This is a genomic window from Aquipuribacter nitratireducens, from assembly GCF_037860835.1.
In the GTDB taxonomy this organism is placed as follows: domain Bacteria; phylum Actinomycetota; class Actinomycetes; order Actinomycetales; family JBBAYJ01; genus Aquipuribacter; species Aquipuribacter nitratireducens.
In genome coordinates this window covers 168906-193262 of sequence record NZ_JBBEOG010000004.1, presented here as the reverse complement: position 1 = coordinate 193262, position 24357 = coordinate 168906, and the positions used below count along the sequence as shown (strand labels likewise).

21 protein-coding genes and 1 pseudogene are annotated in these 24357 nt (G+C 74.1%); 9 read left to right on the top strand and 13 right to left on the bottom strand.

Features of this window, described 5'->3' with window-relative positions:
- Positions 1-86 precede the first annotated feature (86 nt).
- On the top strand, positions 87-818 hold the full coding sequence (locus WAB14_RS09570; RefSeq protein ID WP_340269354.1) for a TetR/AcrR family transcriptional regulator: 732 nt from the start codon (positions 87-89) through the stop codon (positions 816-818).
- 26 nt (positions 819-844) lie between these two features.
- Complete coding sequence (locus WAB14_RS09565; RefSeq protein WP_340269651.1) at positions 845-2068, top strand: zinc-dependent alcohol dehydrogenase; 1224 nt, start codon at positions 845-847, stop codon at positions 2066-2068.
- A gap of 19 nt (positions 2069-2087) precedes the next feature.
- Here WAB14_RS09565 and WAB14_RS09560 read toward each other — a convergent pair whose 3' ends face one another.
- The 4 genes from WAB14_RS09560 to WAB14_RS09545 form a co-directional block, all read right to left on the bottom strand.
- The gene (locus WAB14_RS09560) at positions 2088-2993 is read right to left on the bottom strand and encodes a molybdopterin-binding protein (protein WP_340269353.1); all 906 of its coding nucleotides are present in this window, start codon (positions 2991-2993) and stop codon (positions 2088-2090) included.
- Positions 2990-3886: an NTP transferase domain-containing protein gene (locus tag WAB14_RS09555; protein WP_340269352.1), complete on the bottom strand. Its 897-nt coding sequence runs from the start codon at positions 3884-3886 to the stop codon at positions 2990-2992. The genes WAB14_RS09560 and WAB14_RS09555 overlap by 4 nt, the downstream gene beginning before the upstream one ends.
- Positions 3887-3932: 46 nt before the next feature.
- A complete protein-coding gene (locus tag WAB14_RS09550) occupies positions 3933-5018 on the bottom strand; it encodes a hypothetical protein (protein WP_340269351.1) in 1086 nt (361 codons plus the stop codon).
- 98 nt (positions 5019-5116) lie between these two features.
- On the bottom strand, positions 5117-6706 hold the full coding sequence (locus WAB14_RS09545; protein WP_340269350.1) for an adenylate/guanylate cyclase domain-containing protein: 1590 nt from the start codon (positions 6704-6706) through the stop codon (positions 5117-5119).
- A gap of 35 nt (positions 6707-6741) precedes the next feature.
- Between WAB14_RS09545 and WAB14_RS09540 the strand changes: the two genes are divergently transcribed.
- From WAB14_RS09540 to WAB14_RS09520, 5 genes are all read left to right on the top strand, one after another.
- A complete protein-coding gene (locus tag WAB14_RS09540; protein WP_340269349.1) occupies positions 6742-7743 on the top strand; it encodes a cyclic nucleotide-binding domain-containing protein in 1002 nt (333 codons plus the stop codon).
- A 39-nt stretch (positions 7744-7782) separates the two neighbouring features.
- Positions 7783-9414, top strand: a complete 1632-nt coding sequence (larAH, locus tag WAB14_RS09535; protein ID WP_340269348.1) for an NPN-dependent hydroxyacid isomerase, LarAH14/15/16 family — start codon at positions 7783-7785, stop codon at positions 9412-9414.
- Entirely contained in the window at positions 9411-10355 is a 945-nt protein-coding gene (locus WAB14_RS09530) for a lysophospholipid acyltransferase family protein (protein ID WP_340269347.1), read from the top strand. Before larAH ends, WAB14_RS09530 begins: the two co-directional genes overlap by 4 nt.
- Before the next feature lies 1 nt (position 10356).
- Positions 10357-11334, top strand: coding sequence for a type I phosphomannose isomerase catalytic subunit (locus WAB14_RS09525; RefSeq protein ID WP_340269346.1), 978 nt, complete (start codon positions 10357-10359; stop codon positions 11332-11334).
- Between the two features lie 63 nt (positions 11335-11397).
- Positions 11398-12549 carry a beta-carotene 15,15'-dioxygenase, Brp/Blh family gene (locus tag WAB14_RS09520; protein WP_340269345.1) on the top strand — a complete coding sequence of 384 codons (1152 nt, stop codon included), beginning with the start codon at positions 11398-11400 and terminating at the stop codon, positions 12547-12549.
- Positions 12550-12957: 408 nt separating this feature from the next.
- Here WAB14_RS09520 and WAB14_RS09515 read toward each other — a convergent pair.
- The 5 genes and pseudogenes from WAB14_RS09515 to WAB14_RS09495 form a co-directional block, all read right to left on the bottom strand.
- Positions 12958-13506 (bottom strand): annotated as a pseudogene (locus WAB14_RS09515) (TrmH family RNA methyltransferase); the annotation flags it as partial.
- 24 nt (positions 13507-13530) lie between these two features.
- Entirely contained in the window at positions 13531-14106 is a 576-nt protein-coding gene (locus WAB14_RS09510; protein ID WP_340269344.1) for a LemA family protein, read from the bottom strand.
- A gap of 9 nt (positions 14107-14115) precedes the next feature.
- The gene (locus tag WAB14_RS09505) at positions 14116-14880 is read right to left on the bottom strand and encodes a hypothetical protein (protein WP_340269343.1); all 765 of its coding nucleotides are present in this window, start codon (positions 14878-14880) and stop codon (positions 14116-14118) included.
- Complete coding sequence (pyrE, locus tag WAB14_RS09500; protein WP_340269342.1) at positions 14877-15443, bottom strand: orotate phosphoribosyltransferase; 567 nt, start codon at positions 15441-15443, stop codon at positions 14877-14879. Before pyrE ends, WAB14_RS09505 begins: the two co-directional genes overlap by 4 nt.
- The gene (locus WAB14_RS09495) at positions 15440-16249 is read right to left on the bottom strand and encodes an SDR family NAD(P)-dependent oxidoreductase (RefSeq protein ID WP_340269341.1); all 810 of its coding nucleotides are present in this window, start codon (positions 16247-16249) and stop codon (positions 15440-15442) included. Before WAB14_RS09495 ends, pyrE begins: the two co-directional genes overlap by 4 nt.
- Before the next feature lie 61 nt (positions 16250-16310).
- Between WAB14_RS09495 and WAB14_RS09490 the strand changes: the two genes are divergently transcribed.
- Together WAB14_RS09490 and WAB14_RS09485 are read left to right on the top strand one after the other, a co-directional pair.
- Positions 16311-17144 (top strand): exodeoxyribonuclease III, encoded by an 834-nt coding sequence (locus tag WAB14_RS09490; protein WP_340269340.1) that lies wholly within the window; start codon positions 16311-16313, stop codon positions 17142-17144.
- Positions 17141-18109, top strand: a complete 969-nt coding sequence (locus WAB14_RS09485; RefSeq protein WP_340269339.1) for a DUF368 domain-containing protein — start codon at positions 17141-17143, stop codon at positions 18107-18109. Before WAB14_RS09490 ends, WAB14_RS09485 begins: the two co-directional genes overlap by 4 nt.
- A gap of 39 nt (positions 18110-18148) precedes the next feature.
- Here the strand turns inward: WAB14_RS09485 and WAB14_RS09480 are convergent, their stop codons facing one another.
- The 4 genes from WAB14_RS09480 to WAB14_RS09465 all read right to left on the bottom strand — a co-directional run bounded on the left by WAB14_RS09480 (position 18149) and on the right by WAB14_RS09465 (position 24352).
- On the bottom strand, positions 18149-18913 hold the full coding sequence (locus WAB14_RS09480; RefSeq protein WP_340269338.1) for an AMIN-like domain-containing (lipo)protein: 765 nt from the start codon (positions 18911-18913) through the stop codon (positions 18149-18151).
- 119 nt (positions 18914-19032) lie between these two features.
- Positions 19033-20634: a M28 family metallopeptidase gene (locus tag WAB14_RS09475; RefSeq protein ID WP_340269337.1), complete on the bottom strand. Its 1602-nt coding sequence runs from the start codon at positions 20632-20634 to the stop codon at positions 19033-19035.
- Positions 20635-20835: 201 nt separating this feature from the next.
- Positions 20836-22704: a PA domain-containing protein gene (locus WAB14_RS09470; RefSeq protein ID WP_340269336.1), complete on the bottom strand. Its 1869-nt coding sequence runs from the start codon at positions 22702-22704 to the stop codon at positions 20836-20838.
- 130 nt (positions 22705-22834) lie between these two features.
- Positions 22835-24352, bottom strand: a complete 1518-nt coding sequence (locus tag WAB14_RS09465; protein WP_340269335.1) for a sugar porter family MFS transporter — start codon at positions 24350-24352, stop codon at positions 22835-22837.
- Between the last annotated feature and the right edge of the window lie 5 nt (positions 24353-24357).

The window sequence follows — 24357 nt, the reverse complement described above, 5'->3', positions numbered from 1 at the left end:
GAGCAGTAGACACGGCTACGCGGGCAAAAGCAAGAGCAGCGCTCTCCTTCGTGTGCGGCGCTCACATCAGTGGTTCACTGACCTCCGTGGGAACGCAGACGACGGCGGGAGGCGTGCGGGCGCGCGCACGGGCCGAGATGCGGCAGGCGATCCTCGACGCGGCCCGGGACCACCTCGCCGTGGACGGCGCGGCGTCGCTGTCGCTGCGGGCGGTCGCCCGCGACGTCGGCATGGTGTCGTCGGCGGTCTACCGGTACTTCGAGAGCCGGGACGCGCTCCTCACCGCGCTCATCATCGACGCCTACAACGCGCTCGGCGAGGCCGCGGAGGCCGCGGAGGCCGCGGTCGACCGGTCCGACGTCGCCGGTCGCTGGCGGGCGACGGCGACGGCGGTGCGGTCGTGGGCGCTGGCGAACCCCCACCAGTACGCGCTGGTGTACGGCTCGCCCGTGCCCGGGTACGTCGCCCCGCAGGACACCGTCGGCCCCGCGACGCGCGTGACGGCCCTGCTCGCCGGGATCCTCCGCGACGTCGCCCGGGAGCAGCCCGGCGCGTCGGGGTCGGGGGCGCAGTCGGGGACGGACGACGCGCTCGTCGCGATCGCCCCCATGCGCGAGTACCTCGGGCCGGAGGTCCCGGCGGACCTCGCCCAGCGGGGCCTCCTCGCGTGGACGAGCGTCTTCGGCTGGGTGTCGTTCGAGCTGTTCGGCCAGCTCCACCGGGTCGTCGAGCCCGACGGTCGCGCGACCGCCTTCGTCGCACAGGTCGACCGGCTCGGCGCGGAGATGCTCGGCGTACCGGTGGTCCCGAGCGACTGACGGCGTGCGGTTGGATGGCGCCCGTGATGCTGGCGCTGGAGCTCTTCCGCTCGGTCCCCCGCTACGCCGCCGCGCGCGCGGTGAGCGCCGTGGGCAGCCTGCCGGGCCTGCTCGTCGGCCCGATGGCCCCGCTGCGGCTGCTCACGACGTCGGAGCCGGTCGTGCGACACGACGGCTGGGCCGGGGTGAAGGTCCACCTCGCCGGGATCTGCGGGTCCGACCTCGGGGCCGTCACCGGCTCCACGTCCCTGTACTTCGCCGGCGTCTCGTCGATGCCGTGCATCCCGGGCCACGAGGTCGTCGGCACCCTGACGGAGGACTCCGGCGACCTCGCCGCGGGCACGCGGGTCGTCGTCGACCCGGTCCTCGCGTGCGCCGCCCGTGGGCTCGAGCCCTGTGAGCAGTGCGCCGCCGGCCGCACGAACCTCTGCGACCGCGTGACGGTCGGGCACCTCCGCCCCGGGCTGCAGACCGGGTACTGCCGCTCGACGGGCGGCGGCTGGGGCGAGCGCCTCGTCGCCCACCGCTCCCAGCTGCACGCGGTCCCCGACGACCTGCCGGACGAGCGTGCCGTGCTCGTCGAGCCGCTCGCGTGCGCCGTCCGGCTCGCCGAGCGCGCCGCGGTCGCCGACGGGCAGACGGTCCTCGTCTCCGGCGCCGGCGCCGTGGGCCTCTTCGCCACCCTCGCCCTGCGCGAGCTCACGGCCGCCGGCCGCATCGTCGTGGTCGCGAAGCACGGCGCCCAGGCGGCCCTCGCCCGCCGTTTCGGCGCCACGGACGTCGTCGCCCCCGGCGAGGCCCTGCGCGGCGTGCGCCGGGTCACCCAGGCGCTGACGGTCCGCACCCAGCTCCCGGGCCTCGCGTCGCGGGCCGACCAGGAGTACCTGCTGGGCGGCGTCGACGTCGCCGTCGACGCGGTCGGCTCGACGACCTCGCTCGACCTCGCCCTCCGCGCCACCCGGGCCGGCGGTCGTGTCGTCCTCTCGGGGATGCCCGCCCGCGGCGCCGACCTCAGCCCCGCCTGGTTCCGCGAGCTGGACGTCGTCGGCACGTACGCCTCCTCCGGGGACGCCTTCCCGACCGCCCTGCGTCTCGCGGCGACGGCGCCGCTCGGGGACGGCGTCGGCGGCGAGGGCGACGTGCTCGGCGCCGTGTACCCGCTGCACCGGTGGCGGGAGGCGCTCGACCACGCCTCGAGCGCCGGGCGGCTCGGCACCGTCAAGGTCGCGTTCGACCCGCGGCAGCGCTGACCCGGCCTCGTTCCCGCGGTCACCCGGCGACGGGAAGGGGCACCCACCGCGCCGCGCCGCCCCGGCCGACGACGACGACGCCGGTCGCCCCCGCGAGCCCGACCGCACCCGGGTCGCGGGCCTCGACGCGGCCCTGCGCGACGTCGAGACGAGCCGGGAGCACCCGTGGCCACGGGCCGGCGGTCACCTGACCGGCCAGCGCCACCTCGGCGAGGCCCGCGTCCGGCACACCGAGCCAGCCGCCGAGCAGCGGTCCCGCGAGCAGGAGGCCCAGGGCGACCGCAGCGACAGGTCGGCCCGGGAGCCCCACGACGAGCGGACCGTCGGGGACGGCGGCGACGAGCGCGGAGCCGCCGGGCTCGACGTCGACCCCCGGCACGACGAGCCGGGCCCGGACCCGCCGGAGCACCCCGCGGAGCCGGTCCTCCGCACCCCCGCCGGTGCCTCCCGTCGTCACGAGCACGTCGACCGTGCCGCGGTAGGGGCCCGCGACGGCGTCGAGGACGGCAGCCCCGTCGGCACCGGTCGACGCCACGCCGGCCTCCCCCGGGCCCAGGTCCCCGCCGAGCGCGACGAGCAGGTCGGGCAGCACGTGGGACAGGACGTCGCGGGTACGCCCGCCGCGCGAGGCGCCCGCGGCGAGGAGGCCGTCACCGGTGACGAGGAGCGCCACGCGCGGCGGGACGACCACGTGCACGGCGTCCGCGCCCGCAGCCGCGGCGGCACCGACCGCCAGGGGACCCAGCCGGGACCCGCGCGGCACGACCACGTGACCGGTGGGGTCGCGGACGTCGACGGCGAGGACGCGGCCGTGCGCCCGGTCGAGCGCGACCGGCACGTGCCGCGGCACGCGTGCCGCGCCGAGCGCCCGTGCCGCCGAGCGGGCCTCGTCGACCGTGAACGGCCCCGGCGCGGCTCCCGTCAACGGTCGGGGGTGCCGGCGTCCTCGCCGTGCTCGCGCAGCGCCTCCGCGAGCTCGCCGCGCAGCGCCGCGAGGTCCTCGCCGGCGGCCGGGGAGTCCTCCAGCGCCGCCCTGGCTGCGAGCGCCGCCCCCAGCAGGAAGGTCGTGAGGGGTGCGGCGGGCCGCGCGACGGTGTGCGCGGCGTCCTTCGCGACGTCGAGGACGTCGGCCACCAGCACGCCCGGGTCGTCGAGCAGGTCCCTCAGCTGGGGCTCGAGCCCCCAGCGGGCCGCCAGCGCGACGGTCCAGGCCTCGAGGTGGGCGCGGCTCAGCTGCTCGGGGGTGTCCACGTCCGACAGCCTGCCCGACAGCACCGGATCCGTCGCGGCCGTCCACCGCACCCGCGGGACGACGTCACGCAGGCCCGGGCCGCGCCCCTCCGGACCCACCGGCCGGGCGGCGAGCGCCGCCTCCAGCGCCGCCCGCAGCGGAGCGGTCCGGTACGCCGCCGCGAGCCACTGCTCCCGGCCGTGCCCGTCGACGGGGACGACCGCGTCGACGGCCGGTCCCGCCTCGTGGAGACAGCGGAGCAGCCCCTCGACGAGGCGCGCGTCCGCCCGGGGCAGGTCCGCCGCGAGCACGACGACCACGGGAGCGACCACGAGCTCGAGCCCCGCCAGGAGGGCCGTGACGGGCCCCGATCCCGGCGGTTCCTCCCGGGTGAGGACGACGTCGGCTCCGCCCGGCGCGGCGTCCTCGGGCAGCGACGGACCCACGACGGCGACCCGGCCGGCTCCCGCCAGGGCGGTGACGGCCGTGCCGAGCAGGCTGCGTCCGCCCACCCGCAGCGCCGGCTTGTCGGTGCCGCCCATGCGCCGGGCGGCGCCTCCTGCCAGCACGACGCCGTCGACCCGCACGTCCCCATCATGTCGCGGGTCGTGCGGGTCGACGCGGTAGCGCGCGTCAGCTCTCGATGCTGATCACCGGGCAGTTGACGATGACGCCGACCGGTCCCCACGGGGCTCCGCCCGGACCGGTGACGAGACCCTCGGCGACGAGCTCGCGGATGTCGTCGACGTCCGTCTGGACGGTGTCGAGACCGGCGGCGACCGCGGCGTCGGTCCACTCGGCGGCGTGGACGTCCCACAGCGGGCTGTACTCGTCGTCGTTCCCGTTCTCCGGCAGGGAGTCGATGACGTTGAGCGGGTCGCCCTCGCCGAGCAGTGCGCTCGTGAGGCCCTGCCGGTCGGGGTCGTCCGCACCGGTCCGCCCGTTGGTGAAGGGGACGATCGCGGACCGGGCGCTGTCGTCGTCGTCGGAGCCGGCCGAGGGCGCTGCGGCGAGCGCGGGGGCGTACGTGGCGTTCTCGAGCGCCGCGATCACGGGGTCCGTCGCCTCGAAGGACACGTAGTACACCTCCTCGCCCTCGTAGAAGCCCTCGCTCTCGCGGAAAACCCCGCGCTCGACGCCGCGCCCGACGCCGCGGCGACCGGGCTCCGTCCGCAGCAGCTTGTCGTGGGTGCCGGTCGCGTTGGCGACGTGCGACGCGTTGAGCACGGTGCCGTCCGGCAGCTGCACGAGCGGGGAGTAGCCGGCCTCGCCGACGGACCCGGGCTCGGCGACCGCGGGCGGGAAGGCGGTGGGACCGGGTTCGACGCGCAGGTGCGGGGAGAAGTCGACCGTCGCGGGGAAGACGACGACGCCGTCGACGACGTCGACCTGCTGGACGGCCTCCGTCCCCGCGGCCGCCGCGAGCCGCGGCGCGTGGTTGACCCCGCGCCGGGAGGCGTCCCCCCGGCGCGAGGACTCGGTGACGACGTACCGGACGACGGGGCCGTCCACCGACCCGACGCGACCGACGTGCAGCGGGAGCGAGGCGGTGTCCGCGACGACGTCCTCGATCGCGGACCGCGGCAGGACGTCGCGCTCCTCCTCCGTCGCGGGGCCGGAGGCCAGTGCGGGCGGGGCGAAGGCCAGCGCGGCCCCGGAGAGGCCGAGCGCGACGACGGCAGCCGCCGACCGGGGGGAGGTGCGGGCGAGGTGGGACATGAGGGCTCCTCGTGTCGGGTGACCCGGCCTACCTGACCGGTCCCTCCATCGAAGGTCGGTGCGGACCGGCAGGACAGAACGGGACGGTGACGAAGGGCTTACCGACCCGTGACGTGGTCAGTGCCCCCACGGACACCATCGGAGCGCCGTGCCGTCCGGGCCGGGACCTCCTGCCCCAGAGACAAGAGTTCGTAGGCGACGACCGGCTGCTCGTACCCCTTGAGCTCCAGCTCACGGGGGATCGTGTGTGTGCCTCCGGGCAGTCGCTCGGCCGTGGCCCGGCCGACGAGGACTCCCCCGACGGGAGCATGGGCCTCGAGCCTCGAGCCGAGATTGACCGCGTCCCCGACGGCCGGGTAAACGACATACCCGTCGCCGCCGAGCTCGCAGATGACGACCTCACCGGTGTTGACTCCGACGCGGAGGCCGGGCCAGTCGCGATGCGAGCGCCGCACGCGAGCCACCTCCGCCTGCAACGCCAGAGCAGCCCGACAGGCGGTCGTGGCGTGGTCGAGGTCCCGACCGTCACGGTTGAAGGTCGCGAACACACCGTCGCCCATGAACTTCTCGACCTCTGCGCCGAATGTCCGGTGCAGCAACGGCGCCGCCATCTCGTAGAAGGCGCGGAGCATGGCCGCCACCTCGGACGCCGGGTGCCGAGCGGTGTAGGTGGTGAAGCCGGCGAGGTCGGAGAACAGGACCGTCACCTCCTGACGGTGTTCGCGTGTCGCGGGCAGGTAGAGGCCCCGAAAGCGCTCCTCGCGCCACTGCCGCTGCGCGGCCACGATCACGAGCGCGAACGCACAGACGATCATTGCGTGCCAGAGCCACCAGGCGCCGTGCCACGTGCGCTCCCCGGCCAGAGCGACCCCCACCAAGGACTCGGCCAAGAGCACGAAGCACCCGACGACGCTGGTGACGAGAAGTCCCAGGTGTTCGCGGTGCCGCCACCCGAGCCTCGCGGCGGCCACGAGGTAGCAGGCGGCGGACAGGGCGTAGAACCAGGTCAGGACGTCACCTGGTCCCTCGCTGCCGGCCGATGCGACCGGCCACAGGCCGACGACCGACCACACCAGCCACGCCCCGAGCGACACTACGACGCCCCACAGCAGCCAGGACCGGTACCGCACGACCAGCCCCGGCCACGAAGGGCGCGAGTCGACCCATGCCGCGGCCAGTGCCCAGATCGACGCGACAGCGACCCCGACCGAGATGGCCACCGTCAGCCCCGGCCGACCGGCGATGAGCACACCGGGCGTTCCGAGCGCGTGGAGCGCCATGAAGCCGCCGATCACGAAGAAGGCGATCGCGAGCAGCAGGACCCTGGCGTCCCCGCGACGCGTGGCAGCCCGCACTGCACCGAGGGCCAGGCCGGTCGCGGTGGAGCCGACCAGGAGGAAGACGGTGAAGTGCACCCCGGCCTGGTGCCAGCGAAGGTCCTCGGGCGCCACGAGGAGGAGGGCGACGAGACCGGCGAGAGGGAGGAGGAGGGCGGCCCCCGTCGCGACCCTCACCCACGGGCTCCGACGGCCCTGTCGTCCCATGAGCCTGGTACGCACCTCACGGACCTCGACCACGACGACCCCCTTCGCCAGCATGCGGGACTCGGGCGTGAGCGCATCAAACACCCGCCTGGGGAACCGGGCCAGGACCTTGTCGTGGGGCGTCGAGCGGAGGAGCATCGGCATCTGCGGTCAGCGCCGACGACGGCGCCGGAGGAGCCATGGACCTGGTGGAAGGCTCGGTGACGAGCGTCAGCTGGATCCCGTCCGAGCTCGTCGACGGGATTCTGCGGGCGGGATTCGACGTCGGTCTCGGCCACTATGACCGGCCACCAGGCCCCCGGCTGCCGCCGGGTGCTCTTCGAGATCTAGTGGACAGCGACGCTGTGCGGGTCGTGCACCGGGTGTCCGGTCGGCTCCGACGGCGCAACGGCAGGGTGGACGCGGCGTTCGGGGCCGACAGCGACGGCTTTGCAGGCGGAACGACCTTGACGCTCGGGCCGGCGCGGCTCCGCTTCCCCGCCGTGTCCATGCCGCTGACGCGCCGCCCACCGGTCATCACGTCGTCCGGGGCGAGCTTCGTCCAGACCTTCGGAGCTCGTACCGCCGTGCCCCTCCCACGGACCCACCGGACCTGGCCATACCTGCGCCTCCGGCCGCCTCTGGTCTGGACGACCCTCGAGCTGCGACTCGATTGGGAGGGCGGAGTGCGGTGGCGCCTGCTGGACGCGAGCGACTTCCCGCGGCACTGGGTCTTCGACGCCGAGGGGGCTCTCGTCGGGCGGAGTGCCACGGCGGACTGGTCGTCGTGGTTGAGGGGGCAAGCGGGTGCGGGAGCAGATGCGCAGGAGCCTGCGGTGGCCGCTGCGACGTCGGACTTCGAACAGCGGCTCGCCGACCTGGTCATGAGCGTCCGTTCGCGACGCTTCGTACGGGTCTCCGCCGGCGAGTGCCTGATCAGACAGGGGGACCCTGACACCTCGGTGGCACTCGTGCTCGACGGGATCGCCGACGTCCTCATCGACGGAGAGGTCGTCGGCGTCGTCGGCCCCGGCGCGGTGGTCGGGGAACGTGCCGGACTCGGCACGGGCCTGCGGACAGCGAGTGTGGTCGCCCGCACGCAGTTGCGTGCGGCAGTCGTCCCGGCAGGGGCACTGGCCCGCCACGCACGCGAGGACCTCGCCGAGAGTCACGGCCTGGAGCGATCGGCACCAGAGACGTGACGTGCGGGGGCATCTGTGGACGGTGGTTGGATACCCCGCATGACCCGTCCCGGATTCGTGCTCGAGGTCGACGACCGGACCCCACCGCTCGTGGTCCACGAGGGCGAGGGGTTCCGGCTCGAGCGCTTCCCGCGCGGCACCCGGGTGGTCTACCCGCCGGAGAGCCTGCCCGGGGTGCCCGACGTCGACGAGGCCATCGAGCAGGCGCTGCTGCACCCGGTCGACAGCGAGCCGCTGCCGGCGCTGCTCACGGCGGGCATGCGTCTCACCATCGCCTTCGACGACATCTCGATCCCGCTCCCGCCGATGAAGGCCCCCGACATCCGCCAACGGGTCATCGAGGCGGTGCTCGAGCTCGCCGCCCAGGCCGGCGTCGACGACGTCGAGCTCGTGAGCGCCAACGCCCTGCACCGCAGGCTCACCCCCGACGAGCTCAAGCACATCGTCGGCGAGCGGGTGTTCCGCAGCTTCTTCCCGCAGGGGGCGCTCTACAACTTCGACGCCGAGGACAAGGACACCATCGCCCACCTCGGGCGGACGAGGCACGGCGAGGACGTCGACATCCACAAGCGGTCGGCGGAGTCCGACCTGCTCGTCTACGTCAACGTCAACCTCGTCGCGATGGACGGCGGGCACAAGTCCGTCGCGATCGGCCTCGCCCCGTACTCGAGCCTGCGCCACCACCACAACAGCCACACGATGGTCCAGAGCCGCTCGTTCATGGACCACACCCGCTCCGCCCTCCACGGCAGCGCGTGGCGGATGGGCCGCGTCGTCGCGGAGCACGTCAAGGTGTTCCAGATCGAGACGACGCTCAACAACACGATCTTCCCGGACGCCTACTCGTTCCTGCAGAAGCGCGAGTGGGAGTGGAACATCAGCGACCAGGCCCGCTTCGTCGGCGTGCGGCGCGGGCTCGCGGTCGCGCCGAAGCGGCTGCGGCACCGCGCGTTCCACGGCATCCGCTCCGAGTACAGCCTCACGGGCATCACCGCCGGCGAGGTCGAGGCGGTCCACGCCCGGACCATCGAGGCCGTCCACCGCCAGCAGCTCGTACCGGTGCAGGGCCAGAGCGACGTCATGGTGCTCGGCGTGCCGTTCGTCGGGCCGTACAACGTCGACTCGGTGATGAACCCGATCCTCGCCGCGTGCATGGGGCTCGGGTACTACTTCAACTCCTACCGGGGCGCACCCGTGGTGCGCCCCGGCGGCGCGGTGATCCTCTACCACCCGGTCGAGCAGGAGTTCCACCAGCTGCACCACCCCAGCTACGTCGACTTCTTCGAGGAGGTCCTGTCGACGTCGACGGAGCCCTCCGTCATCGAGAAGCAGTTCGAGGAGCGGTACGCGACGGACCCCTGGTACGTCCACCTGTACCGGACGAGCCACGCCTACCACGGCGTCCACCCGTTCTACATGTGGTACTGGATCGCCCACGCCCTCGACCACCTCGGCGGCGGCCGCAACGTCGTGTGGGTCGGCGGCAACCGCGCCGCGTGCGCCCGGATGGGCTTCCGCGCCGCGTCGAGCCTGCAGGACGCCCTCGAGATGGTGTCCGACACCGTCGGACCGGACCCGTCCATCACGTACCTGCACAACCCCCCGCACCTCGTGGCGGACGTGTCGGTCCCGGACCTCGCCGCGGCGGGCGGCCTGGTGGGCGGCGCGTGAGCGGAACGGCGATGACGCCGTGGCGGTTCGTCCGCGACGGCTACCGCGACGTCCGCACCGTCGCGCGCGGCTGGCGCTGGGGCGTCGGGCGGCGTGCCCTCGTCCCCCGCTCCGCCGAGCCGTTCGTGCCGCCGCGCTCGACCAAGGTGTTCCCCACCCGCTGGGCGCGCGGCCCCGTCGCCCGCGCGGTCCGCGAGGTGGCGCTCGGCGTCGGCATGAACGCCCTCCTGCGCTCGCAGGTGAGCGTCCGGGCCCACGGTCTCGACGTGCTCGACCGGATCGACGGGCCCGTCGTCTTCGTCGCCAACCACTCCAGCCACGTCGACACCCCGCTCATCCTCAACACGCTGCCGCCCCGCTGGCGCCGCCGCACGGCCGTCGCCGCCGCCGCGGACTACTTCTTCGACACGTGGTGGCGGGCCGCGGGCTCCGCCGTGCTGTTCAACACGTTCCCCATCGAGCGACGCGGCGGGACGCTGTCGAACACGCCCGGCTACCTGCTGAAGGACGGCTGGTCGATCGTCGTCTACCCCGAGGGCACCCGCTCTCGCGACGGCTGGACGCAGCCGTTCAAGCTCGGTGCCGCCTTCATGGCGATCGGCGCCGGTGTCCCCGTGGTGCCGCTCGCGCTGCGCGGGACGTTCAACGCGATGCCCCACGAGCAGGGCTGGCCGAGTCCGGGCCGCCCGCCGGTCAGCGTCCGCTACGGCGAGCCGCTGCGACCGCGTGAGGGCGAGGGGCCGCGCGAGCTCGGCCGCCGCATCGAGGCGGCGATGGCCGCCCTGCTGGAGGAGGACTCCGGCGACTGGTACGGCTCGCGCCTCCGTGCGGCCGGAGGCGGGAGCGCCCCGACGAGCGGTCCGGACGTCGCCCGCTGGCGCCGGGTGTGGCAGACGAGCCGGCCGCCGCAGCGGCGGGCCCGCCGCACGGTCTGGAGATGACGTGGAGCACCTCGCGCCCCTCCTGCTGAGCCCGCTCCTCGTGCCGAAGCCGTGGGGCGGGCGCCGCCTGGGGGCGCTCGGCCGCTCCCTCCCCGACGGGGTCGACGTCGGGGAGTCGTGGGACGTCGTCGACCTCGACCCCGCGGACACCGTCGTGCCGGACAGCTCGAGCCGCGTCGCCCACGGTCCCCTCGCGGGCGCGACGCTGCACGACCTCGTGCGGGAGCACAGGGACGCGTTGCTCGGCACCACCGCCCCGGCGCCGGGCGACCGGTTCCCCCTCCTCGTCAAGCACCTCGACGCCCGGGAGCCGCTGTCGGTGCAGGTCCACCCGCCGGCCGCGGTCCTCGACGAGCTGCCCGGCGCGCGACTCAAGTGCGAGTCGTGGGTCGTGGTCGCCGCCGACCCCGGGGCCCACCTGGCGGTGGGTCTCCGGCCCGGGACGACGCCCGAGCAGCTCGCCGTCGCGGCCGGCACGCCGGAGGTGACCCGGCTGCTGCGCTGGGTGCCGGCCCGGGTGGGCGAGGTCCACCACGTGCCGCCCGGCACCGTCCACGCCCTCGGCGCGGGTGTCGTCGTCGCCGAGCCGCAGACCCCGAGCGACACCACGTACCGGCTCTACGACTGGTCGGTCGAGACCGGCCGCACGCCCCGCCCACTCCACACGGGTGAGGCGCTCGCGTGCGTGCGGGCGGCGTGGGAGGCGAACCTCGCCCCCGCCGACCCGGTCGACGGCGACGGGGTGCTCGTCGAGACCGAGCGCATGCGGCTGTCCCGCACCACCGCCCTCCTCGACGGCAGCGTCCACGCCCCGCAGCGGCTCACGCCGCGCGTCGTCGTGGTCGTGTCCGGCGAGCTGCGGCAGGAGCAGCTGCCCGCCCCGCTCGGGCCCGGCGCCGTGGTCCTGCTGCCGGCGGCGTGGGGCGGCACGTTCGACGTCGCCGCCGGCACCACCTGGCTCGACGTCGACGCCCTCTGAGGCCCGGCTCCCGGCGCACCCGGACGAGTTGCCGCCGACCGCCCGCGCCCGCAACCTGACAGCGTGAGGAGCAGCGCCGCCCCCCTCGTCGGCGACCCGGCCGTCGCCCGGGTCGGCACCGTCGCGCTCGTCGCAGCCGTCGCGCTGTCCCTGCTGCTCGCGCCTCTCGGCGAGCCGTGGCGCACGGGTGTCGCCGCGGTGGTCGCTGTCGTCGCACTGGCGCTCGGCAGCCCGCACGGGGCCCTCGACCACCTCGTCGACCTCACCCGGTCAGGTGCCGCGGAGCGTCGCCCGGCGGGACGGTTCGCGGGCGTCACGGGACTGCGTGCCCGCTTCGTCATCCCCTACGTCGCCGTCGCCGGGGCCGCGCTCGTCGGGTACCTCGCCGCCCCCCGGTCCGGCTTCGCCCTCTTCCTCCTCCTGAGCGTCGTGCACTTCGCGGCCGGGGAGGCCGGGGTGGCCGTCGAGCGCGGCCTCGCCCGGTCGTGGGGGGACCCGCTCGCGTGGAGCGCCGCCCTCGGTGGGGCCGTGGTCGTCGTCGTGCCCCTGGCGTCGCCGGAGGCGAGCGCCGCGCTCGCCGCGGTGGACCCGCGCCTCGCCCCCGTCCTCGCGCCCCTGCCCGCGCTCGCGCTCGTCGTCGCGGCGCTCGTGGCCACCGCCCTCGCCGTGTGCGCGGTCGCCGCCGTGCTCGGCGACGCCCGCGCCCGCACCGTCGGCCTCGAGCTCGGCGGTCTCACGGCGGTGGCGTGGCTCGCCGACCCCCTGCTCGCCTTCGCCGCGTTCTTCGCGGGCTGGCACGCGGTGCGCCACCAGGCGCGGCTCGCGACGCTGCTGCGCACGGAGGTGGGGACCCCGCCCCGCGGGCTGCGCGGCCGTCCCCTGCGCGAGGTGGTCCGCTCGGCCCGCGCGGGTCTGCCCGCGACTGCGGGGGTCCTCGCCGCGGCCGTGGCGGTCGCGCTCAGCGGCGCGACCGTGCTCGGGGCGCTCCTCGCGGTCGTGTGGGCGCTCACCGTGCCGCACGCGGCCGCGGTCGCGCTCCTCGAGGTGCGGTCCGCGCGGTCCCGTCGTCGCGCGCCGACGACCGCGGGGGCACCGGCGGGGGAACCGGCGGGCGGTCGGGACGCGTCCAAGCCGCATGACATCGCGACGACCACCTCGGGCCCGCCTGTGGCCGGTCCCCCTGCTGCTCCTGCTGAGCGCCTGCGGCGCGGCTGACGAGACGCCCGACGGCGCCGCGGGCGCCTGCCTCGAGGGCGCGACCGACTGCGCCGACATCCCGACCGGCACCGGCGGGGTGACGTCCCAGCCCGACGGCAGCGTCGCCGTGGCCGACGCCGCGACCACACCCATCGACGGCCCGTTCGTCGTGAGCGGCTACTGGGTCTCCGACGGCTCGGGCGGGCCCGACGGGCGCCTGTGCGAGGCGCTCGCCGAGTCGTTCCCCCCGCAGTGCGGCGGGGAGTCGATGCCGCTCGACCTCGCGGGCGCCGCGCTGGGCGCCGAGACCGAGTCGGAGGGGGAGGTGTCGTGGTCCCCAGCACCGGTGCGCGTCGAGGGCTCGATCGTCGACGGCGTGTTCGTCGCCGGGTCGCCCTCCTGAGGAGGGCCGGGGTGCTGGCCGAACACCCAGCGCCGCACCCAGGCGTGCATGACGACGGCGGCGGCCGCGCCCACGTTGACCGACCGGGTGGAGCCGAACTGGCTCACCTCGACGACGAGGTCGCAGTGCGCGAGCGCCTCCTCCGACAGGCCCGGGCCCTCCGCGCCGAACAGCAGCACGCACTCCCGCGGCAGCTCGACGGTCTCGACGGGTAGCGCACCCGGGACGTTGTCGACCCCGACCACCGGCAGGTGCTCCGTGCGGGCCCACGCGTGGAGCGCGGCCGCGTCCGGGTGGTGGCGGACGTCGAGGTAGCGGTCGGTCACCATCGCGCCGCGACGGTTCCAGCGCCGTCGTCCGACGACGTGCACGGCGCGCACGCCGAACGCGTTGGCACTGCGGACGACGGAGCCGATGTTGAAGTCGTGCGCAAGGTTCTCGACGGCGACGTGGAACGGGTGCGCGCGGGCGGCGAGGTCCGCGCGGATCGCCTCGACGCTCCAGCCACGGTAGCGGTCGACGACGTTGCGACGGTCGACCTCGGGGTCGACCGGCTCGTCGTCGGACACCATCAGGCGTGGACCGTCAGCGCCGGCTCACGTCCCGAACGACACGTCCGGGCGCGCCCGGACAGCGGGGTCGCGGACCTCGAAGTACTCGGCCCGGCCGATCCCTGCCGCGCCCGCGACGAACGTGCTGGGGACCACCTCGACCTTCGTGTTGAGCGCACGGACGTTCGCGTTGTAGAGCCGACGGCTCGCGGCGATCCGGTCCTCGGTGTCGGTGAGCTCGCGCTGCAGCCCGAGGAAGTTCTCGCTCGCGCGCAGCTGCGGGTAGTCCTCGGCGAGGGCGAACAGGCGGCCGAGCGCCCCGCTGAGCGCGTCCTCCTGCGTCGCCTGCTCCGCGACACCGCTGCCGGGCCGGGCGGCGAGCGACCGCGCGGCGACGACGTCCTCGAGCACCTGGCGCTCGTGGGCGGCGTAGCCCTTGACCGTCTCGACGAGGTTCGGGACGAGGTCGTGGCGGCGGTGGAGCTCGACGTCGACCTGCCGCCACGACTCCTGCACGAGGTTCCGCAGGCGGACGAGGCCGTTGTAGAGCGCGACCACCCACAGCGCGAGCACGACGACGGCGGCGACGAGGAGCACCACGAGCACGGTCGCGAGGTCCATGGCGAGAGGTTAGGGCCCGGGTGCGCGGTCGGGGGCGGCCTCCGGCTCGCCGCCACTCTCCCGCCACAACCAGTCCGGCACCGAGGCGACGATGCGGTCGAGCAGCACGAGGCGGTGCTGAAGCGCCGCCGGCTCGAGCGCGCCGGACCACCACGAGACGAGCACCGGCCCCTCGCTCGAGAAGTCGGTGCGCCACTCAGCCGGCTCGACGGTCGTGAGGAGCTCGACGAGGCGGGGGTGGAGGATCGCGACCGCCGCCCGGCGGTCGCGGGCCTCGACCCGGTAGCGGCGGTTGAAGTCGTGGCTCTCGACCTCGATGTCGTCGGCACCGAAGGCCTGCAGGACCCGGTCGAACACGCTCTCCGGGCCCACGTGCACCCGCGGGAGGGGCACGGGCAGGCGCAGCGCGACGACGGCGTGGTCGTAGGTGCGGGTTCGCCGGTTCTTCCCGGAGCCGGACGTCTGCTTGTAGCGGTAGTCGAGGGCGAGCGCCTCCCTGCTCCCCCACCGCCCGCGCAGGACCGTCCGGACCTCCCGGCTGTGGCCGCGGCCGAACGGCGCGCCCGGCAGCAGGTCGACGAGCCGCGGGTCGCCGGGGGCGAACGACCAGGCCCTGTCGACGGACCACGCGAACAGCGCCTCGCGGCGGCGTCGCTCCGCCACCCAGCCGAGGACCGCGACCCCGATGACGACGACGACGGCGAGCCCGAGGAGCACGGGCAGGAGGGTTCCGGGGACGCCGGCACCGGCCGTCGCGACGTCCCCTCCCGTCACGGCGCGAGGCCGAGGTCGGCGAGGCCCAGGGCGTAGCGGTACGGCAGCCCGGCGTCGCCGACGCGCTCGGCGGCGCCGGTGGCCCGGTCGACGATGACGGCGACCGCGACGACGTCGGCGCCCGCCTCGCGCAGCGCCTCGACCGCAGTGAGCACGGAGCCACCGGTCGTCGAGGTGTCCTCGACCGCGAGGACCCGCCGTCCGGCGACGTCCGGGCCCTCGATGCGGCGTTGGAGGCCGTGCGCCTTGCCGGCCTTGCGGACGACGAACGCGTCGAGGCGACGGCCACGGGCTGCGGCGACGTGGAGCATCGCCGTCGCGACCGGGTCCGCGCCGAGCGTGAGCCCGCCGACGGCGTCGAAGGCGAGGTCGTCGACGAGGTCGAGCATGACCTCGCCGACGAGCGGGGCGACCTCGCCGTCGAGGGTGACCCGGCGCAGGTCGACGTAGTACGGCGCCGTCGCGCCGGAGGCGAGCGTGACCTCGCCGTGGACGACGGCGCGCTGCGCGACGAGCGCCGCGAGGCGGCCCAGGGCGGTCGGGTCGGCGGTCGGGTCGGTCATCGGGTCTCCTCCCGGGAGGTGCCGGTGCGCCGGCGGGACGCGGTGAGCACGCGGGCGCGGTAGCCGCCGGGAGGTAGTGCGGACAGCAGGCCGGCGAGCGCCTTGTACCGCCGCGACGGCACGCTGAGGACGCGCCCCCGCCTCACGTCCGCGAGGCAGTCCTCGACGAGGTCGTCGGGGTCGAGCCACCAGCCCGACGACCGCGACCCGACGTCCATCCCCGCCCGCTCGTGGAACTCGGTCCGCACGAAGCCGGGGCACAGGGCGGTCACCGTGACCCCGGTGCCGCGCACGCTCGCCGCGAGGTGCTCGGTGAACGACGTGCACCACGCCTTGGCCGCGGAGTACGTGCCCATCGGCCCGAACCCCGCGACCGAGCTGACGTTGACGACGACGCCGCGGCGGCGCTCGACCATCCCGGGCACGGCGGCGTGGCACAGCACGAGCACCGCGGTGGCGAGGACGTCGAGCTGGCGGAGCTCGGCGTCGACGTCGCCACCGACGAAGCGCCCCCGCACTCCGAAGCCCGCGTTGTTGACGAGCACGTCGACCGGTCGCCCGGCGTCGCCGAGCCGCTCCGCGACGCGGTGCACGTCGGCGCGGTCCGACAGGTCGGCGGGCAGGACCTCGCACGTCACACCGTGGCGTGCCTCCAGCGACGCGGCGAGCGCGGCCAGGCGGTCGGCGTCGCGGCTCACGAGGACGAGGTCGTGGCCGTCGGCGGCGAGGCGACGGGCGAACGACTCCCCGATGCCGGAGGTGGGACCCGTGACGAGGGCCGTCGGACGGCGGTCTGGTCCTGGCACGGTCGCGAGCCTACTGACGGGCCCGGGCGGTCGCGTCCGACCCGTGGCCTACCGTGACCGCGTGCGCCTCGCGACGTGGAACGTCAACTCCCTCCGCTCCCGGCTCGACCGGGTGGTCGAGTGGCTGCAGACCTCCGGGACGGACGTGTGCGCGCTGCAGGAGACGAAGGTCCCGGACGCGAAGTTCCCCGTCATGGCGTTCGAGGCGGCCGGGTACGAGGTCGCCTTCCACGGACTGAACCAGTGGAACGGGGTCGCGGTCGTCTCCCGGGTCGGCATCGACGACGTGCAGCTCGGCTTCGACGGCTGCCCCGGCTTCGGCGACCCGCTCGCCACCGAGGCCCGCGCCATCGGCGCCACGTGCGGCGGGGTGCGGCTGTGGAGCCTCTACGTGCCGAACGGGCGCACGGTCGACGACCCCCACTACGCCTACAAGCTCGAGTGGCTGGCGGCGCTGCGGCGGGCGGCGTCGACGTGGGACGCCGAGCACCCCGGTCGCCCCCTCGCGCTCGTCGGCGACTGGAACATCGCCCCGACCGACGACGACGTGTGGGACCCGGCCGTGTTCGTCGGCTCCACCCACGTCACAGAGCCGGAGCGAGCGGCGCTGCGCGCGTTCCTCGACGACGGCTTCACCGACGTCGTGCTCCCGCGCACGGGTCCGGGTGTCTTCTCGTACTGGGACTACCAGCAGCTCGCGTTCCCGAAGAAGCGCGGCATGCGCATCGACCTCGTCCTCGGCAACGACGCCTTCACGGAGAAGGTGACCGGGGCGTTCGTCGACCGGGAGCAGCGGAAGCCGAAGGGGTCGAGCACGGGGCAGGGGCCGAGCGACCACGCGCCGGTCGTCGTCGACCTCGACATCGCCCCCGACCTGCCGGGCGCGGGCGCGTGAGCGGCCCCCGACCGCACCCGTCGCTGCGCGGCGGTCGCACCGACCTGCCGTACGGCGCCCGCCTCCCGGGCTACCTCGTCGCCGGCGGGCTCATCGGCGCCGCCGAGGTGGTGCCCGGTGTCTCCGGCGGCACGCTCGCTCTCGTCGTCGGCGTCTACGACCGGCTCATCACCGGCGCGGACCACGTCGTGCGCGCCGCCACCGCCCCCGTGCGGCGCGGCGCCGGCGCCGCGCGCGAGGAGCTCCGCCGGGTGCACTGGTCGGTGCTGCTGCCGGTCGGGGTCGGCATGGTGGCGGCGGTGCTGCTGGGCGCGGCCGCCATCGAACCGCTGCTCGAGGACCACCCCGTCGGCATGCGGGCCCTGTTCTTCGGGTTCATCGCCGCCTCGGTCGCCGTGCCGCTGCGGATGAGCGGCGGGCTGCGCCGCGCCCGGGACTGGGCCGTCCTCGTCGGCGCGGCCGCGGCGGCCGCCGTCCTCACGGGCCTGCCGCCCGGTGAGGTGACCGCACCCGCGCTGCCCCTCGTCGCCCTCGCGGCCGCCGTCGCCGTGTGCGCGCTGGTCCTGCCGGGCGTCAGCGGGTCGTTCTTCCTGCTGAGCGTCGGCCTCTACGACTCCACCATCGCCGCGGTCAACGACCGCGACCTCGTGTACCTCGGCGCCTTCTTCGTCGGGGCGGTGCTCGGTCTCGCGAGCTTCGTCCGCGTCGTCCGCTGGCTGCTGCACGCGCACCGTCACGTCACGCTCGTCGCCATGGCGGGGCTCATGATCGGGTCGCTGCGGGCCCTGTGGCCGTGGCAGGACGCCGACCGCGGCCTGCTCGCCCCGACCGACGGGGTGACGGGCGTCCTCGGTGTGGTGGCGGTCGCGGCGGTGGGCGCCATCGTCGTGGCCGGGCTGTCGGCCCTCGACGCCCGGCTCAGCCGGCAGGCGGCTGCGACGGGCCTGGAGCCGCCGGTCCACTGACCGGCGTCACCGGGCCGGTGCCGCGCGAGGCCCCTGCGGTCAGTTCTCGACGTCGAGGACCACGCGGGTCGGGTCCTCGAAGAGCCGGACCCGGAAGGGCTGCTCGCCCTCGACCCCGACGAACGCGTCGTAGGTCCCCTCGAACCAGTTCCCGACGAGCACCTCGGTGATCGTCTCGAACGAGGCGGCGGCCACCCGCTGGGCACCGTCGTACGGCGTGACGCCGGCAGGGGCGTCGGTCGGCAGCGCGGTGCCGTCGATCGCGACGGACAGCGTCCCGTCACCCTCGAGGTCGACCGGCTGCCCGGAGCCCTGCCGCGTCGGGTCGTCGACGTACTCCGCGCGCCAGCCGGGTGTGCCGTCGCCGGCGAACTCCCACACGACCCGGTCGTACTCCTCGTGGGAGCCGACCCGGACGTCGACGAGCGTGACCGGCTCCCCTGTCGCGTCGCGGGTGTCCGGCTCGGTGCTCGCGTCGATCCCGCCGTCCTCGTCGCCGGCGTCCACGGCGGAGCCGTCGTCGGCGTCGACGGTCTCGGTCTGCGTCTCGACGACGGTCTCCGTGTCGGTGACGGTGGACTCGTCCGTCACCGTGTCCGTGACCTCGTCCGTCACCTCGCCCGTCACCACGGTCGTCGCCTCGTCGGTCACGGTCGCGACGACGTCGGTGTCGACGACGTCCGGCGCGGCCGTGTCCGAGCCCTCGTCCCCGCACGCGGCGAGGAGGAGGGAGGCTCCCGCGACGGCGACGACCAGTGCTCGTCCGTGAGCTCGTGCGTGGGTTCGTCCCTGTGTGCGTGGCATGCCGTCCCACCGTCCTCGCGTGTTCCCCCGGCTGTCGATTCCGCACGAGGACGCGACAGGGCCCGCGAGCAGGTCGCTCGCGGGCCCCGTCGGGTGGTGCTCAGGTCACGTCACGACCGTCAGGACTCCTCGCCCTCGTGGTCGTGGTCGTGGTCGTGGTCGTGAGGGCCGTCGCCCCCCAAGGGGCCGGCGAAGGTGTACCGCGGACCGTCGACCTCGGCGGGGACCGAGAACCTGCCCGGGATCCTCGCGCCGCTGACGCCGTTGACGTCCTCCGTGGAGGCGGCGTAGGTGAAGACGGCGTACGCGACCGCGTCGGAGTTCACCGCGAGCGCGTGGGCGTCGTAGTTGTCGATCGTGTCGCACGCGAGGTGGTAGCAGGGGTCGAACTGCTCACCCGCGGTGCCGCCCCAGATCGCCTCCTGCTCGGGGGTCTTGACGACCTCGGCGCCGGTGAAGAGACCGCCGGAGGGGATGCCGTTCTCGATGAAGGCCTGGTAGTCACTGCGCCCGGAGTAGGCGGAGTCGTCGTACGGCTCGCCTGCCAGCGTGTAGTACTCCTCGAACGTCCGCTCGATGTCCTCGGAGCCCTCGGGCACGACGACGGGCGCCTCGAAGCTCGACTCGTTCGCGTCGTAGATGCCGAGGTAGTAGTTCGGCGACCCGATCATGTCGAAGTTGAGGTAGAGCGCGATCTCGTCGAGCTCCTCCTGCGTGCGCTGCTCGACCCACTCGGTCGAGCCGATCAGTCCGAACTCCTCCGCACCCCACCAGGCGAACCGGACCGTGTTGTACGGCTTCGACTTCGCCATCTGCTCCGCGATCTCGAGGAGCGCCGCGGATCCGCTGCCGTTGTCGTTGATGCCGGGGCCCTCGGGAACCGAGTCGAGGTGTGCACCGGCCATGACGACGTTGCCGTCGGTGCGACCGGGCAGCTCGGCGATGACGTTCTCCGACACGTTGGTCGGCACGAACACCCGCGCCGTGGAGCCCGGCTGGGCGAGCGACTCGCCTGCGGCGAACGTGGTGCCGACGACCGGGATCGGCGACTCGACGGGCTCGATCGTCGGGTTGATGGCGTTGTTGCGGTCCGGTGCCGCAGTGTCGCCCTGGTTGAAGATGATCACTGCGCTGGCGCCCGCGTCGATGGCGTTCTGAGCCTTGATCGCGAACGCGCAGCTGCCGCGCTGCACGAGCGCGATGGTCCCGGCCGGGAAGCCCGCGAAGTCGGCGGCCTCGCAGCCACTGCTGTTCGCCCGGTTGCCCGCGAGGTTGATGTCGACCGGCGTCACGGTGCCGGTGACGTCGCCCCCGCCGGTGCCGGTGGCGTCGTTCGTCTCGTACGTGGCCTGCACCGGCGAGAGCTGCTGCACGACGGTGTCGATCCCGCCGACGTACTCGAAGGGCACGCGCTCCACGTCCCAGCCCGCAGCAGTCATGACGTCGACGACGTAGTCGACGCTCGCCTCGTAGCCGGGGGTCTGGTCGGCGCGGGTGCCGTCGTTGGCGTCGGCGATGGCCTGGAAGGCCTCCATGTGGTCGACGACGCCCTCGACCCGGACGCACTCGAGGAGCTTGCTGTACGTGTTGTTCGTCCGGCTGTCGCAGCCGGCCTGGGCCGGGGCGGCGGTCGCAGGCAGGGCGGCCACCGAGGAGGCGACGAGCGCACCGGCGGCGGCGGCGACGGTGCCGACGCGCCAGGAGCGGGTGTGGGCAGGCATGACTCGGTTCCCTTCGCAGATGATTCCCCCCTGAACGGGGGAACATATCGGCGAATACCCGGCGGTAACAGGCCCTACGGCGAAAATACTCGTGTCGTGGCATAGGAGCGGGCGTTCGTGTGTCGACCGGATCGGCGAGGCGTGACGCGACAGGGCCCGCGAGCAGGTCGCTCGCGGGCCCTGTCGGGTGTGGTGCTCAGGTCACGGGGTCTGGAACACGTAGAGCCCGTAGTCGCGGTCGCTGGCGAGGACGTACGTCTCGCCGTCCCGCTCGATGACCTCGACACCCCAGAAGTTGTTGCCGCCCTCGTCGATGAAGGCGCCGACCTCCGTCATGCCGTCCTTGCCGTACTCGACGACCCGGAAGCCGGCGGCGTAGTACGACAGGTAGGCGAGGTTCTCGTCGGGGTCGATGGCGACCTCGTGGACCGACAGGTCGCCGTAGCCCTCGGCGTACGCGGGGTCCTGGGACTCCTCGACGGCGTAGGTGTCGATCTGGGAGATCGAGCCGGTGGTCTCCTTCGGGCTGCGCGGGATGTCCGTGCTGAAGAGGCGGACGTAGCCCCAGCCGTCGAAGATCGCCTCGATCGTGACGTCGGCGGACCCGCTGCCGACCGCGGGGCTGGCGACGGTGCACGGGCTCGACGTCGGGTCGATGCCGAGCATCTGCAGGCCCGTGGTGCGGTTGACGAAGACGAACGGGGTCGTCTCGCTGTCCGCGAGCATGTTGACGTACGTCTCGCAGTCGGCGCGCACCGCGTTGAACACGATGCCCGCGTCGTAGCCGGCCGCCGTGATGTTGTCGAGCTTGACCTGGAAGGCGCAGGTGCCTCGCTCCACCAGGGCGGTGCCGGACCCCGCGGGCAGTGCGGAGCACGCCTCACCGACGAAGGTCGTGGGGCCGGAGATCGACTGGTCCTCGCTGATCGCGGGGGTGCCGCCGGCCTGGACGGCGCGGAACTCGGTGCCGGCGTACGGACCCGAGTCGATGGTCGCGACGATGCGGAACGGGTTGAAGTCCTCGTCGGTACCGATGAGGAACTTGCCGTTGGGCGAGATCTCCGACTGGTGGGCGTTGCCCTCCGGCGAGATCTCCTGGCCGCGCGCGAGCCTCTCCTCGTCGAGCGCGGCGTAGTCGCTCTCGGCGATGAGCTTCACCGCACCGGGGCGCGGGTCGGAGACGTCGAGGACGACGTACCCGCCGTCCCAGTAGTTGAGCGACATCACGTACTTGCTGCCGAGCTTCACGACGTCCATGTCGTGGCTGAAGATCGACGTGAGGCCCGCGGGCGAGTCCTGGCTGACCCCGAAGAGGGCCTCCATGTCGAGGGTGTCGTTCACCATGACCGGGTTGGCCGGGTCGCTGATGTCCATGATGTCGACGTCGGCGAACTCCTCGTTGTCGACGAGCGCGGCCCAGGTGCGCTTCGACTTGTGGTCGTACCACGCGTAGAAGCTGTGGACGGTGTTGGCGGACGCGCCGCCGTCGGTGTCACCGGCGTGCGCAGCGAGCTGGACGGGGTTGGTGGGGTCCGTCACGTCCCAGAGGTTGATGCCGCCGAAGGTCCCGGCGTCCGGCGTCGCCCCCGGGCAGGTCTCGTTCTGGTGGATGAGGACGTCCCGCTTGCCGATCGTGATGACCTGGACGCCTTCGCCGGCGTACGAGCCGGGGCTGGTGGGGATGAAGGAGTCGGGCACCTCGGCGGGGTTCTCGAGGTCGGAGATGTCCATGACGAAGACGCCGCCGACGCACGCGTCGGTGCCGTTGCCGCGGAACGACGTGAGGTAGGCGTAGTCGCCCTTCGCGTACACGTCGGCCACGCGACCCTCGAGGCCGCCCTCGGTGGGGCTGACGGGCGCCTTGCCGACGACCTCGACCCCGTAGCTGACGGGGTCGAGGTGGCCCTCGTCACCCCCGTGCTGCTTGTCCCCCTCGACGATGACCCCCTCGCCGGGGAACATCTCCTTGCCGGACTGCTGCCCGTGGTCCGGGTGCGCGTAGGCGGCCATGGGCAGGAGCAGGGTGGCTGCTGCTCCGGCCGCGATCGCTGCCGGTAGTCGTCGTCTCATCCTCGACCTCATTCGTGGCTGAGGCGGCTCGTCCGCCGCCGTCGATGGCGGCGAACCTAGCGGGACGTACCCGGCGGTAACAGGCCTCCGGCAGAAGTTTGTGTTTCCAGACGGTCGGGTGGCAGGACGGTCACGTGCTGCCGACGAGGTCCTTGCGACGTCGTCCGGTCTCTCCCGTCATGTCCTCCAGCTCGCGCCCCTTGGTCTCCTGCACGACGGTCGCGACGAACAGCCCGGACAGGAGCGCGAAGGCCGCGTAGCCGCCGTAGGTCACGGCGAGACCCGCGTTCTCCGACAGCCACGGGAAGGTCGTGCTGACGGCGAAGTTCGCGACCCACTGCGCGGCCGCGGCGACCGCCAGGGCGGGCGCCCGGAGCCGGTTGGGGAACATCTCCCCGAGCAGCACCCACACGACCGGGCCCCACGAGACGCCGAACCCGACGACGAAGACGTTCGCCGCGACGAGGGCCACCGTCGACCACGGCTCCGCGAGGCTCACGTCCTCCCCCGACCCTGTCGCCTGCGAGAAGCACACGGCCATGGTGGCGAGTGCGGCGGTCATCGCCGTCGAGCCGATGAGCAGCAGCGGGCGCCTGCCGATCCTGTCGACCAGGAGGATCGCGACGACCGTCACGGCGACGTTCGTCACGGACGTGATGACGGTGACGGTGAGGGCGTCGGACTCCTCGAAGCCGACGGAGCGCCACAGCGTCGTGGAGTAGTAGAAGATCACGTTGATGCCGACGAGCTGCTGGAACAGCGACAGGGCGATCCCGACCCACACGATCGGCTGCAGCCCGAGCGCCGCGCCCCGCAGGTTCGACAGCCCGACGGCCTTCTGCCCCTGGAGCGACTTCTTGATCGCGTCGATGCGCTCGCGGGCGCTCTCGCCGGACATGAGCCGCAGCAGCACCGTGCGGGCGCGGCGGTCCTCGCCCCGCGCGACGAGGAAGCGCGGCGACTCCGGGATGGTGAGGGCGAGGAGGCCGTAGGCGACCGCGGGGACGAGCTCGGACAGGAACATCCACCGCCACGCGGTCAGCCCGAGCCACAGCTCCTCGGCGGCACCGCCGGCGGCCCCGGCGAGGAAGGCGTCGGACAGCAGCGCGACGAAGATGCCGGTGACGATCGCGAGCTGCTGGAGGGAGCCGAGCCGGCCGCGGATCGCCGCGGGCGCGATCTCCGCGATGTAGGCGGGAGCGATGACGGAGGCGGTCCCGACACCCAGACCGCCGACGACGCGCCAGAGGATGAGGTCCCACACGCCGAACGCGAGGCCGGACCCGATCGCGCTCGCGGTGAAGAGGACGCTCGCGATGATCATGACCTTGGGCCGACCGAACCGGTCGGCGGCGCCGCCGGCGAACCATGCCCCGGTGGCGCAGCCGAGCAGTGCGCTGGAGACGGCGAAGCCGGTGAGACCCGGGGACAGCTCGAAGTCGCCGCTGAGGGCGTCGACGGCGCCGTTGATGACGGCGGTGTCGAAGCCGAAGAGGAACCCGCCGATGGCGGCGACGACCGAGATGAGCACGGCGTTGGCGGTGTGGCTGCGGCCGCCCCCCTGCTCGCCGTCGCCGGGGTCGCCCGCGGCGGTCCGAGCCGCCGCGCTCGATGCGCCTGCCGTGGAGCCGCCGGGGCCGTCCGTCATCGTCG

What these genes read in the sequence shown, in the direction of transcription:
- WAB14_RS09470 (WP_340269336.1), bottom strand. Translation starts at nt 22,704, where the DNA reads ATGAGACGACGACTACCGGCAGCGATCGCGGCCGGAGCAGCAGCCACC.
- WAB14_RS09465 (WP_340269335.1), bottom strand. Translation starts at nt 24,352, where the DNA reads ATGACGGACGGCCCCGGCGGCTCCACGGCAGGCGCATCGAGCGCGGCG.
- WAB14_RS09480 (WP_340269338.1), bottom strand. Translation starts at nt 18,913, where the DNA reads ATGCCACGCACACAGGGACGAACCCACGCACGAGCTCACGGACGAGCA.
- WAB14_RS09510 (WP_340269344.1), bottom strand. Translation starts at nt 14,106, where the DNA reads ATGGACCTCGCGACCGTGCTCGTGGTGCTCCTCGTCGCCGCCGTCGTC.
- WAB14_RS09475 (WP_340269337.1), bottom strand. Translation starts at nt 20,634, where the DNA reads ATGCCTGCCCACACCCGCTCCTGGCGCGTCGGCACCGTCGCCGCCGCC.
- WAB14_RS09540 (WP_340269349.1), top strand. Translation starts at nt 6,742, where the DNA reads ATGGACCTGGTGGAAGGCTCGGTGACGAGCGTCAGCTGGATCCCGTCC.
- WAB14_RS09545 (WP_340269350.1), bottom strand. Translation starts at nt 6,706, where the DNA reads ATGCCGATGCTCCTCCGCTCGACGCCCCACGACAAGGTCCTGGCCCGG.
- larAH (WP_340269348.1), top strand. Translation starts at nt 7,783, where the DNA reads ATGACCCGTCCCGGATTCGTGCTCGAGGTCGACGACCGGACCCCACCG.
- WAB14_RS09550 (WP_340269351.1), bottom strand. Translation starts at nt 5,018, where the DNA reads ATGTCCCACCTCGCCCGCACCTCCCCCCGGTCGGCGGCTGCCGTCGTC.
- pyrE (WP_340269342.1), bottom strand. Translation starts at nt 15,443, where the DNA reads ATGACCGACCCGACCGCCGACCCGACCGCCCTGGGCCGCCTCGCGGCG.
- WAB14_RS09565 (WP_340269651.1), top strand. Translation starts at nt 845, where the DNA reads ATGCTGGCGCTGGAGCTCTTCCGCTCGGTCCCCCGCTACGCCGCCGCG.